Source organism: Colwellia sp. BRX8-5, from assembly GCF_014077325.1.
In the GTDB taxonomy this organism is placed as follows: domain Bacteria; phylum Pseudomonadota; class Gammaproteobacteria; order Enterobacterales; family Alteromonadaceae; genus Colwellia_A.
Window position 1 is genome coordinate 171637 of sequence record NZ_JACGVR010000006.1, and the last position, 10554, is coordinate 182190.

General features: G+C 35.2%; 18 protein-coding genes and 1 pseudogene. 2 read left to right on the forward strand and 17 right to left on the reverse strand.

The features are described from left to right. Positions 1-51: 51 nt before the first annotated feature. The 3 genes from H4J62_RS06685 to H4J62_RS06695 form a co-directional block, all read right to left on the reverse strand. Positions 52-942: a hypothetical protein gene (locus tag H4J62_RS06685; protein ID WP_182231318.1), complete on the reverse strand. Its 891-nt coding sequence runs from the start codon at positions 940-942 to the stop codon at positions 52-54. A 115-nt stretch (positions 943-1057) separates the two neighbouring features. Further along, entirely contained in the window at positions 1058-1354 is a 297-nt protein-coding gene (locus tag H4J62_RS06690; protein WP_182218465.1) for a Bor/Iss family lipoprotein, read from the reverse strand. Further along, positions 1354-1659, reverse strand: coding sequence for a Bor family protein (locus H4J62_RS06695; protein WP_182218464.1), 306 nt, complete (start codon positions 1657-1659; stop codon positions 1354-1356). Before H4J62_RS06695 ends, H4J62_RS06690 begins: the two co-directional genes overlap by 1 nt. A 320-nt stretch (positions 1660-1979) precedes the next feature. Here H4J62_RS06695 and H4J62_RS06700 point away from each other — a divergent pair, with 320 nt between their 5' ends. Together H4J62_RS06700 and H4J62_RS06705 are read left to right on the forward strand one after the other, a co-directional pair. Then, a complete protein-coding gene (locus H4J62_RS06700; protein WP_182218462.1) occupies positions 1980-2225 on the forward strand; it encodes a type II toxin-antitoxin system CcdA family antitoxin in 246 nt (81 codons plus the stop codon). Next, positions 2225-2542 (forward strand): CcdB family protein, encoded by a 318-nt coding sequence (locus H4J62_RS06705; RefSeq protein ID WP_182218460.1) that lies wholly within the window; start codon positions 2225-2227, stop codon positions 2540-2542. The genes H4J62_RS06700 and H4J62_RS06705 overlap by 1 nt, the downstream gene beginning before the upstream one ends. A gap of 96 nt (positions 2543-2638) precedes the next feature. Here the strand turns inward: H4J62_RS06705 and H4J62_RS06710 are convergent, their stop codons facing one another. From H4J62_RS06710 to H4J62_RS06775, 14 genes and pseudogenes are all read right to left on the reverse strand, one after another. Beyond that, complete coding sequence (locus H4J62_RS06710) at positions 2639-2938, reverse strand: type II toxin-antitoxin system RelE/ParE family toxin (protein WP_182218459.1); 300 nt, start codon at positions 2936-2938, stop codon at positions 2639-2641. Further along, complete coding sequence (locus H4J62_RS06715) at positions 2926-3183, reverse strand: type II toxin-antitoxin system Phd/YefM family antitoxin (RefSeq protein WP_182218457.1); 258 nt, start codon at positions 3181-3183, stop codon at positions 2926-2928. Before H4J62_RS06715 ends, H4J62_RS06710 begins: the two co-directional genes overlap by 13 nt. 121 nt (positions 3184-3304) lie before the next feature. Then, the gene (locus tag H4J62_RS06720; RefSeq protein WP_182218455.1) at positions 3305-3673 is read right to left on the reverse strand and encodes a hypothetical protein; all 369 of its coding nucleotides are present in this window, start codon (positions 3671-3673) and stop codon (positions 3305-3307) included. Positions 3674-3785: 112 nt separating this feature from the next. Then, entirely contained in the window at positions 3786-4508 is a 723-nt protein-coding gene (locus H4J62_RS06725) for a hypothetical protein (RefSeq protein WP_182218453.1), read from the reverse strand. After that, the gene (locus H4J62_RS06730) at positions 4505-4675 is read right to left on the reverse strand and encodes a hypothetical protein (RefSeq protein ID WP_182218451.1); all 171 of its coding nucleotides are present in this window, start codon (positions 4673-4675) and stop codon (positions 4505-4507) included. The genes H4J62_RS06725 and H4J62_RS06730 overlap by 4 nt, the downstream gene beginning before the upstream one ends. Before the next feature lie 198 nt (positions 4676-4873). Further along, complete coding sequence (locus tag H4J62_RS06735; RefSeq protein ID WP_182218449.1) at positions 4874-5758, reverse strand: DUF4350 domain-containing protein; 885 nt, start codon at positions 5756-5758, stop codon at positions 4874-4876. Positions 5759-5839: 81 nt separating this feature from the next. After that, entirely contained in the window at positions 5840-6250 is a 411-nt protein-coding gene (locus H4J62_RS06740) for a DUF6896 domain-containing protein (protein WP_182218447.1), read from the reverse strand. A gap of 119 nt (positions 6251-6369) precedes the next feature. Continuing rightward, a pseudogene (locus H4J62_RS06745) lies at positions 6370-6504 on the reverse strand (excalibur calcium-binding domain-containing protein); the annotation flags it as partial. Between the two features lie 317 nt (positions 6505-6821). Continuing rightward, positions 6822-7073, reverse strand: coding sequence for a hypothetical protein (locus H4J62_RS06750; RefSeq protein ID WP_182218445.1), 252 nt, complete (start codon positions 7071-7073; stop codon positions 6822-6824). A gap of 118 nt (positions 7074-7191) precedes the next feature. After that, the gene (locus H4J62_RS06755) at positions 7192-7803 is read right to left on the reverse strand and encodes a hypothetical protein (RefSeq protein WP_182231319.1); all 612 of its coding nucleotides are present in this window, start codon (positions 7801-7803) and stop codon (positions 7192-7194) included. 129 nt (positions 7804-7932) lie between these two features. After that, a complete protein-coding gene (locus H4J62_RS06760; protein ID WP_182218441.1) occupies positions 7933-8490 on the reverse strand; it encodes a DUF6559 family protein in 558 nt (185 codons plus the stop codon). 112 nt (positions 8491-8602) lie between these two features. Further along, entirely contained in the window at positions 8603-8998 is a 396-nt protein-coding gene (locus H4J62_RS06765) for a hypothetical protein (protein ID WP_182218439.1), read from the reverse strand. 481 nt (positions 8999-9479) lie between these two features. Beyond that, entirely contained in the window at positions 9480-9887 is a 408-nt protein-coding gene (locus H4J62_RS06770) for a hypothetical protein (protein ID WP_182204867.1), read from the reverse strand. Between the two features lie 108 nt (positions 9888-9995). Continuing rightward, a complete protein-coding gene (locus tag H4J62_RS06775) occupies positions 9996-10358 on the reverse strand; it encodes a DUF2750 domain-containing protein (protein ID WP_182218437.1) in 363 nt (120 codons plus the stop codon). Between the last annotated feature and the right edge of the window lie 196 nt (positions 10359-10554).

A 10554-nucleotide genomic window follows, 5' to 3' on the forward strand; every position in this document is an offset into this window, starting at 1 on the left:
CCAACTGTTTAGCGTCCGTTTGAGTAACTTGTTATAACTTTTATACACCAATCAGCTTTCTTTCTTTAACACAATTTCAATATTTGAGTTATCCAAGATTAATATCATAGTATCTCCTGAGAAAGAAGAAATAGTATTGGTTTCTTTGGTTCTGCTCTCTTGATTTGTCGGTTTACCATAAAGGTACGTCCAACTAATTTTGTTATTTGAAATAAAGAACCCCCCTGAGTTTACGCTATCTTGTTTGCCCTCTATTGAATCTTTACGGGCAAACGTTAAATCTGCCTTTAACTCAAAAATGACTTGAACAACTTTATCGTCTTTGTCTACATATTGCCCATTCCATATTCCAATGTATTTATCTTCATTTTTAATAACTAAAGGGATTATATTTGAAGTAGGTAAATGTGATGTTTTAAGTATGCTAATGACTTCCGACTGAAGAACGTTCGCTCCGTTATCCGAAGTTGGTGTTGCAAAGGCTAAATAGGAATTTTTGTGGTCTGTAATAAAATGAACCAGTTGTTTCCTTGTTTCTTGTTCACCCTTTGGTATAAATGAAATTTCAATATAATTTAAATCAAACTTCCCATTTGATTTGTAGTTACCTTTATCTAATAGATTGTAAGAACCAGTTTCACTTGCAGCATTAATATCTCTAATAAAACCAGAAATCCATTTTTCGGCATTAAGCCAACCAGCCGGTAATTTACTAAACGCGACAAAGTACTGGAATTCATCTCCATTCCAACCAGCTAAAACATTTTCAGTTTCATCATATTCTGGGATTACCTGAAAAGTTAGATCTAAAGTTTCCATTAGATCGATTGCCAATCCATCAGCAACTACTTGAGAATCAGAATAAGCATGTGCATGTGCATGTGCATGTGAGGAATAAACCATAATGATTACCAAAAGAAAACAAATTTTAAAATTAGACACAGGATATCCCAAAGTTATAACGCCCCATTAAGAGGCTTTTAATTGTTGGTTATAATGTGTAGCGAAGCGGAACCTAACCAACTGTCAAAGCCCTAATTGAATGGCTTTTTATATTTTATTTACACGATACTTCAACCGTTTTTGGGTACCAAATTGGTCCCAACATATTTACTGCACCACTAGCCAAACCATTTATAAAAGTTAATTCGGTTTTTACTGATGCCCAAGGCGTGTTACCACATTCGTTTTGGAGGTCTACAACTGGCGAGCCCTCATATAAAGAAAGGGCGAAGTTATGATGCCATAATTGAGTGGTTTGATTTGATTTAACTTGATCACCTTTATCAAAATGGATTGTTGAACAACCGGAAAACAAAGTAACACATAAAACGCCTAACAGTATGTTTTTCATTATGATTCTTCCTTAGGACACCAAACTTTCACTGTATGTGGTGCATAAATACCTAGTGTAATTAATGCTAAAACACCATCAGAAAATGTTTGTTGTGATTGCATTTGCAATGGTTCATTTTTGTTACAAACTTTCAGGACATCAACACGATGTTCTCCAGATAGCCCCCATAAATAAAATGGTTTTGAATCTTGGTATGTGGGTTTATTGACAAGTTTATTTTGCCCTTCCGGTTTTATAGTAACCGTTGAACAAGCAGTGATCCCCACTAAAAGTACACTTAAAATTAAACTATTTTTTTTCATAATTACTCCATATGATGATTTAAAATATAACGCCCCTGTTAAGCGGCTAAAAATTGTTGACTAAATAACTTAGAGCATAATATCTAGAGTTGAACTTTAAAATGTTCGATTAATGTTGGGGAAATGTAAAAATGTGTAAGATATACCTGACTTGACCAAAAAATATAACGCCCCATTAAGAGGCAAATGATAGTTGGCTAAAATTGCGAGGAACGAAGCTAGCCAACTGTTTAGCGTCCGTTTGAATAGCTTGTTATATGCCCTTTACAATACGCATTAGAGTGCGCATAATAAACGTAATGATTACTTGGAGACATACTATGCAAGCATTATACGATCTTAAAGCACCTAAAAAAGCAACAAACCTTAGTCTAAATAGTGACTTACTAAAAAGAACAAGAGCACTTAACATTAATTTATCTGCAACTTTAGAGCAAGCATTAAAAGATAAATTGAAAAGTATTGAAGCTAAAAAATGGGTAAAAGAAAATAAAAACGCTATAAAAGCCTACAATGATTTTGTAGATGAAAATGGCTGTTTTGGTGACGAATTTAGAGAATTTTAATGGCACAATTTGATGTATACATAAACCCAAGTAAAAAAAGCAGAGAAGCATATCCTTATATAATTGATATCCAAAATGCGTTAATTAGCGATATTGCAACTAGAATTGTGCTCCCTTTAGGGAAGCTTAGTCATTTTAGAAATGAAAAAATGAATGGCTTAACTCCAGCGATAGAATATGAAAATGAACAATTCATTTTACTCACTCCTCAGATTTCATCGATGCCAGCAAATTTACTCAAAAGCCCTGTTGGCTCGGTTGAATCATTAAGAGATGAGATTATTGCAGCGATCGACTTTGCTATTACGGGCTTATAACGCTACGTTAAGCGGCAAAAAATTGTTGGCTAAAATTGTGAACGGAGTGAAACAGCCAACTGTTTTTTGTCCGTTTGAACGCCTTGTTAGCGGTATTTAGCTCTGTAGAAGAAATCTACGAAGATCTCGCTCTTGACGCATGACATGTAATATATAAACTTTGTCGCTATCCACTTTATAGAAAATACGACAAGGATTAACATTAACTTCACGGTAATTTAAGTTAGTTAATTCAAGTGGTCTTTTACCTGATTCAGGATGGTCTTCTAACCTAGATATTTTGTCAAATATTTTGTGAGTCAATTTCTTAGCCGCATCAATATTACTTAAAGCAATATACTCAGCAATATCATTTAAATCATCAAGAGCTGGAGATGTCCAAATTATTTCAGCCATTTGCTCATTTTCTCTTTTGCTTCTTGATTCGAGAATGTATTACCGCTTTTAATTGCTTGCTCACCGCGTGCAACACCCTCAAGAATTGCCATTCTTTGCTGCATAAATTCATAATCGTCAACATCAACTAAATATGCCGATGGTTGCCCATGCTCAGTAATTAACACAGGTTCTTTGGATATGTGAAGTTCAGCTAAAATTTTTGTAGCTTGACGCTTAAGTGTCGTAACAAGTTCAACTCTCATGATAAATCCTATTTAGAACGCAAATAATGTATCACTATAGTATCACAAAAGTTCGAGGTTACAACTATACGGCTAACGCCCAATTAACAGCCAACTGTTTTTTGTCCGTTTGAAGGTTTTGTTAGCTGTACTTTGCACATACACTACCCAAGTCATGTTTTATTTTTTTTACTAATTGAGGGAAACCATTGTCAGTTTTATATGAAACTACAACATTACTATTTAAAATATTAACACTAAAAGCTGGGGAGTAATAAACTTGGCTTGGAGCATAGCTGACAAACGAAGAAACCCAGCCACTTTTATTGTTATTTAAAAGTAAAACTAAAGCGTCGTACTCAGCATCACCTTTAGAAATGAGTTTATCGCAAAATTCAAACTGTGGAGGAATAAAATCGACTATTATATCCTGCTCACGAAATACATATAAATATGTAACTGAAACAAAAAATAGGACTGTGATTATTAAATACTTTAGAATTTTAAACACAACTTCCCTTGTACAGCTAACGCTTTGCTAAGCGGCTAAAAATGGCTGGCTATAATAGCGAGGAACGAGCGCAGCCAGCTGTTTGTGTCCGTTTGAGCAACTTGTTAGTTGCCTACTCTTCCTCAATAATATAAAGGTATTCAATATTTATATTTTTAATGTCTTCATATTTGAGGATAAGGCGATCTCCCTTTATTTCATAAAAACGTGTAGTTGGTGGGGTTGTTGGTTCAGAATCGTCTGACTCTATTGGTCTTCTCATTGCACCAGATAAAACAACTCGATTCAATTGCCCATTAGAATCAAGATAAAAATCTTCAAGAACACCATAATATAAGAAGGATGTATTATTAGACTCAACTAAGCAGGATAATTTAATTAATTCTGCGTCCTGAGTTTCAGATAATTTACCTGTAAGCTCATAGTACCATGGAGTGTCAAAAGCATACTTTGATGATTTGTAGGGATTAAAATAAAAAATTATTTTTTGAAAAAATTTCCCAAATATATACGCAAGTAAAAAAGAACTAGAAAAATATAAAATAATCTTAGTGATGTTACCGCTTATAGCTCCTAAATCAGATGCAGAGATTGATTTAGAGCCAGTTAATAGTTTTACACAAATATCGTAATTAATTTCGTTACCTGATAGAGGTACTACAACAGCAATTAAAAAAACATGTAAAATTAGCGCATAAAAAAAAGCCAAAGATGAAGAAACATCAAATGGCTTTTTTTCTATACTTGTATTTTCTAGTTTTTCGTAAGAGTTTTGGAATATAAAACCGGGAATAATAAGTACTAAAATAAAAAAAGCAGGAAAAGCTATATTCATGCCACGGCTTTCTCTTTAGGAGAAGTAGAAACTCGATATTTTTTACCGTTTGACAAGGTGATAACTTCGTACTCTTTTGAGCTACTAGATATAAAAGCTCTCAACTGTTCACTTCCAGAAGGATCGCCTTTTATTTTCTTGGCTAGATTACCTAATAAAGCTTTCATAACATCTCCTAACATGCGGTCGTATATTTACAGTTTACTTTAAATTTGATTAATGCGCTACAAGTGATGGCATAAGGCAACTAACGCCCATATTAAGCGGCTAAAAATTGTTGGCTAAAATAAGCGACGAAGGAGCAAATAGCCAACTGTTATTTGTCCTTTTAAGTGACTTGTTAGCATACTGGGTACACCTGTCGTTTAAATTTTCTTTGACAGCCAATGCATGACATTTAGAAGAAACTGTTCATTTTGTTCCGCACCATCTGAGACTAAACCATATTTTTTACCCGTTGAAACCGTAACTTGCGATGAGAACGTCATCCCCTCAGAAAACACTGCAACTCGACCTTCTCCAACTTCCAAAACTGCTCCTTGATACCAGCCATTCATTGATACTCTTGGAGTTTTGCCATTTACTTGAAAAGGTATCTCGGGCACAACAGATGTGGCTCCTTTACCTAGAGTTAAAAGGGGCTGTGCACTTTCAGGTATTTGAAAAGCGGAACCACCAAATGTTTTAACTTGAGTGATATCTTGGGTTATTGAATGTTCTATAAGGGATTTATTATCTAAGCGAAATAAGGCGTCACGGACATGACCATTACTAAACTCAAAACCAAAAGCAGATGATAGTTTTTCTATAACTTTTGGAAAAGGTGTGTGATCGGCAACTAGAAAAAGAGAACCACCTTGTGATACCCATTGTTTAACGGCTTCAACTTCTCCTTCGTCAAATGCATCTCCGAATGGAGGGTTCCAGTCCTGTCTATTTTTATCTAGTGCATTTGCGACTACCAATATATCCGCTTGTTTTAAATAAGTTAAAGTGAACTTTTCTTTACTAGATTTCACAGTATAACCATCACTAGACAGAACTTGAGAAAAAGGCTTGTATCTGCCCTTTTTTGTAAGGAAGTTATTATGAGCTTCATCAATAAGAACAACAGGGCTATTTGATTTAGAAAAGGTACTATTGATATTTTTGGGGACGAAATCAGGATCTGGTTGTTGATCACTATCAGAACAAGACGACACTCCAACTAAAAGGAGTCCTAAAAGAATAGTTTTACAAATTGATTTCATTTAAATGTTCCATATTGATTACCACGATTCTAATTAAAGTATGCTAACGCCGCAATAACCGGCGCGTAGTTGATTGCCTTGTTATGTGTTTGCCACGAGATAGTATAAGTTGCCATATTCTCTCGAATCCGCTTTCTTTATTTCTTTGGCCTCAATAGCTTCTTGAAACCTTTGTTTAATGTGACTTTCTTGAACATTGGGGTATTGCTTTTTACGCGTATTAACAAAACCACATAGTCTCCATTCATCGAAACCATCAATACGCCCATTGGAGCCATAGTCGAAATCGACTACATTCTTCTTGCTGATTTCAACCTTACAACCTACGCCGTGGAAAAAGTATTTATGCTTACCTCCAAGCATACCTACCTGTTCAATCGACACCCCCCAATTGTGAGGCTTGTCAGTATCAAGAAACTTCTTTAGAAGCTCGTTGGCTTCTACGACTTTATTTTGGAAGTCGGAGATTATTTTTCGAAGCTCACTATTCATGATTTACACATAACGCCACATTAAGCGGCAAAAAGTTGTTGGTTAAAATGTTGAACGGAGTGAAAACAACCAACTGTTTTTTGTCCGTTTGAACGCCTTGTTAGAAGTTTGAAAGCACCCTACCTATTAAACTGTCTTTCGCACGGAATACCATCTCCATCACCGTCCATTTTAGTATTAGGACAGTAACGAATAAAATACTTTGCTTCTTCATATGAAGTCATTTGAGAACAATGCTGCCTGCCATCGCATTTATAAGCAACTTTAGGCTTAGCTATCTCTTTAGCTTGAGCTAATGTTTTCATAGCATCACTATTTGAGAATTCAGATACAGTTTTTTTGTGAGTGGTTTCAACAATGGAGCTGTCTTTAAAGTAGAACTGCCATGCCGCTCCACAAATAACGATGAGAATAAGTAAATTTTTCAATTGAACACCATCCTTGATAAAACTTCTAACGCCACGTTAAGCGGCAAAAAATTGTTGGCTAAAATTGTGAACGGAGTGAAACAGCCAACTGTTTTTTGTCCGTTTGAACGTCTTATAGTTGGACCAATCCATTTATCAATCGATTAGTTTACTATATTTGATAAGTGGAATACCAAAACTGCATCATTGAGACAGTTTTTTTCCAGGTCATTTTGTGGATTACTCCAAAATAGATGACGTGCAGTAGGATATTCACCTACATCCTTTAATCCAAACTCAACATCACGATAGAGGTCGAGTAACACCTTATGCTCACTATCGGGTTCAACTTTCAGTAGCTCATTGAGGCTAAAATGAGCTTTCTTTAATTGTTCACTCAACTCTTTATTTAGCACATGCTATCCCTGCAAACTAACGCCCCACTAAGAGGCAAATAATAGTTGGTTATAATAGAGAGCGAAGCGAACAAAACCAACTGTTATTTGTCCTGCTTGAGTGGCTTGTTATACGTACCTACAACGGAAACCATTTTTTATATTTTTGTTTCCGGGCTAACTCCACAGCATCTATTATCTCGTCTCGTTTTGACGTTGAACAAAAAGCTAAATACTCATCAACCTTTTTCCCCGACCAACCTGGAGCAGCAGCTAAGACCCAAAAGTGCATTCCATCATTGTTGTTTTTAGCGGCAACATAATTAATTATTTTTTCTATATCTAGATTCACTGGCACTACTTTAAGCATTGCCATTGCTCGAATAGCTCCGTCAATAAGCATGTCGTTTTCTGTATCTATGGCTTCAAATATCGTTGTAACATCCTGTTCATTTTGCATAGATAATCTTTGGATTGCATCACCTATAGCGACATAAACCATTGTCGCTTCGAAAGTTTGGTGTGCAAGTGATTGAAGGAATTCCAGCGCAGGTTTATAGCCACATTCTCCAATGGCCATAATCATTTGATACTGAGTTTCCCAAGTACGTAAATCTTTAAGTTCTTCTTTTAAGGCACTTAATAGAAAGGGGCCAGCATCAATATTTTTAAGTTTACGTAATTTCTTAGTCGCAGAGCGTCGTTTAGGTGACTTTTTATCCTTAAGCTGCAAAATTATTTCATCTAGCACAAAACCCTCCTGTACGTATAACGCCCCACTAAGAGGCAAATGATAGTTGGTTATAATAGAGAGCGAAGCGAACAAAACCAACTGTTATTTGTCCTGCTTGAGTGGCTTGTTATATTTTAAATATCTAACTTAATTAATCATACTAGCACCACCCCCACCAGATGGCCCATTATGAGTATATTTATGAAGTCGATAACTACCCTTCATATTTTCCCCGTTAGCAAACCTAACTAATAATCTAACTGTAAAAAGCATAGGTTCACCAAAAAATAATGATGAAACTTCGAGCCTGAGAAACTGATAGTCGAATGTTTGTTTGTCATAATATTGATAGAAATCGTCGGGTGAACAAAACATTGCATATGCGTAATGCAACTGGGGACTGGTTTCTGCTGTTGCTTTTGCAATAATTAATTTAACTTGTTTAAAGTTGTAAAACTCTTGGAATTTATACTCATGAATCAAGTGAGGTGTTAAAACAATCGCCAATTGTTCAATTTCACCTTTTTTAGTAAAGCATTTAGAATCATAGAATGCCAAAGGCATAGTTTTCTTTTCATGATTCGAATCACGAGCCTTAATCAAGTTAATTACTGTTGAATATCTTTCAGGGTATGCATCTTTATCAATATGTTCCACCACATCAAGAAGCTCATTGTATGTATAAGAACTAAAATCAGGCTCCATAAATCAAGTAAACTCCTTTAAAATATAACGCCACATTAAGCGGCGATAAATTGTTGGCTAAAATGCGAGGAACGAAGCTAGCCAACTGTTTAGCGTCCGTTTGAGTAACTTGTTAGCTACCAATTGCCTGCATAATAGCAGCTACATTTATAAACAAAACCATAATCATTGCTACATTTACAAAAACTAAAACACCCCAATGGCGAACAAAAGACAATAACGACAGCACATAATTAAACCATGCCTGCGAAGTAAATTGAACAATTAGAGGGCTTGATGGAATCCAAGGTTTTCTAGAAAAATGCTGAGCTGACACAAAACCAGCAAAACAAATTAAAATTAAAGAGCCAAAAATTGGAGCTAAGATATTGGCGATATACTCACCCAGCAGCGTTGATATGATAGCAATGATAAGGAATACACCAAAGAAAAGTAAAAAGAACTTTGGGACTGAAATAGATTCAAAAAAATTAAATTTTTGAGCTAAATATTTTGGGATAAACTCCACAACACTTCCTTGGTAGCTAACGCCCCATTAAGAGGAAATTTGTAGTTGGCTAAAATGTTGAACGCAGTGAAAACAGCCAACTGTAAATTTTCCTGCTTTAATGTCTTGTTAGAAGCCATTTACCTGTAACCAAATACCAACATAAAAACACCAATAAATATTGGTAGAACAACGAAGTTTAAGAAGCTTGCATAATCCCTTTTTATGAGTGAATAAATACCAATACTAAAATGAATAATTACGATAGAGATACATAAGATGCCACTGATAATTAGTTTAAGAGTATATTCGATTTCAGGAAATAATAAATATGTAGTAATACAAGTTGGAAGAATAATTAATAATTCAGTCCAAAGAGCATTCCCGTCATTTATAAATTTTAAATACTTCTGAGCTAGATTCATTCACTGGCTTCTAACGCCCCACTAAGAGGCAAATAATAGTTGGTTATAATAGAGAGCGAAGCGAACAAAACCAACTGTTATTTGTCCTGCTTGAGTGGCTTGTTATATGCCCGTTTGTACAATGCTTTAACTTTTAACGCAGGCTTGGACTTGTACAAAAGATAGATTGATATAAACAAACTTGGAATAAACAAAAACAAAAAAGCACCAGCGGATGCATTTTTAGCTTCAGGTGTGATTGCAACAATACATAAAGAACCACTAACAAGAAATGTTGAAATAAAAAACCTTTTCAAGAACCCTTGAACGCTTTTAAAGATATTATAACTTTGATAGAAAAGGAAGCCTCCAATAAGTACAGCAAGCGTAAAAACCAAAAGCTTTTCAATCCTCTGATTTGAAACCAAAAGAAAAGCGACTCCGGGATACATCATTAAAATTGATAATGTAAAAGTTAATTTATAATCCAGTAGTTTAGAGTTCACCGAAGATCCTATAGGGCTTATAACGCCCTATTAAGCGGCGATAAATTGTTGGCTAAAATGCGAGGAACGAAGCTAGCCAACTGTTTAGCGTCCGTCTTGAATAGCTTGTTAGGAGACGCTTATGCGAGCCTCTAAGTTTCTAATTAAAGAACTAATTTCTAAATCAAAACCTGTTAAGTTTTTACCGCTCAAGTTTAGATTAATTAGTCGGTTTTTGTCTTCTAGAATCGGAACCATATGTTCTTTAAAGTTTTCCCAAGACATTTCTCTGGGTTCGATTTCAGATAATAAATCTGAATTTAATTTTTTCAATCTAACGATTCTAGATTTAGAAGACCAAACAGGAAGAGATACTCGGTTATCAGAAACATCAAACTCAAGCATTGTTCCGTCTGGGAATTCACCAAACCATAAATATTGCTTTTCTGATACCTCTTGATAGAATTTTTCAATCTGCGAACCTACGCTCATTTAATCAAGTCTCCTAACGCCCCATTAAGAGGCAAATAATTGTTGGCTAAAATAAGCGACGAAGGAGCAAGTAGCCAGCTGTTATTTGTCCTGCTTGAATGGCTTATAGTTGGACCAATCCATTTATCAATCGATTAGTTTACTATATTTGATAAGTGGAATATGCCTCTGTTGGTTACGAATATTGAACGGCAAA

What these genes read in the sequence shown, in the direction of transcription:
- H4J62_RS06690 (WP_182218465.1), bottom strand. Translation starts at nt 1,354, where the DNA reads ATGAAAAACATACTGTTAGGCGTTTTATGTGTTACTTTGTTTTCCGGT.
- H4J62_RS06695 (WP_182218464.1), bottom strand. Translation starts at nt 1,659, where the DNA reads ATGAAAAAAAATAGTTTAATTTTAAGTGTACTTTTAGTGGGGATCACT.
- H4J62_RS06700 (WP_182218462.1), top strand. Translation starts at nt 1,980, where the DNA reads ATGCAAGCATTATACGATCTTAAAGCACCTAAAAAAGCAACAAACCTT.
- H4J62_RS06705 (WP_182218460.1), top strand. Translation starts at nt 2,225, where the DNA reads ATGGCACAATTTGATGTATACATAAACCCAAGTAAAAAAAGCAGAGAA.
- H4J62_RS06710 (WP_182218459.1), bottom strand. Translation starts at nt 2,938, where the DNA reads ATGGCTGAAATAATTTGGACATCTCCAGCTCTTGATGATTTAAATGAT.
- H4J62_RS06715 (WP_182218457.1), bottom strand. Translation starts at nt 3,183, where the DNA reads ATGAGAGTTGAACTTGTTACGACACTTAAGCGTCAAGCTACAAAAATT.
- H4J62_RS06725 (WP_182218453.1), bottom strand. Translation starts at nt 4,508, where the DNA reads ATGAATATAGCTTTTCCTGCTTTTTTTATTTTAGTACTTATTATTCCC.
- H4J62_RS06730 (WP_182218451.1), bottom strand. Translation starts at nt 4,675, where the DNA reads ATGAAAGCTTTATTAGGTAATCTAGCCAAGAAAATAAAAGGCGATCCT.
- H4J62_RS06735 (WP_182218449.1), bottom strand. Translation starts at nt 5,758, where the DNA reads ATGAAATCAATTTGTAAAACTATTCTTTTAGGACTCCTTTTAGTTGGA.
- H4J62_RS06740 (WP_182218447.1), bottom strand. Translation starts at nt 6,250, where the DNA reads ATGAATAGTGAGCTTCGAAAAATAATCTCCGACTTCCAAAATAAAGTC.
- H4J62_RS06760 (WP_182218441.1), bottom strand. Translation starts at nt 8,490, where the DNA reads ATGGAGCCTGATTTTAGTTCTTATACATACAATGAGCTTCTTGATGTG.
- H4J62_RS06775 (WP_182218437.1), bottom strand. Translation starts at nt 10,358, where the DNA reads ATGAGCGTAGGTTCGCAGATTGAAAAATTCTATCAAGAGGTATCAGAA.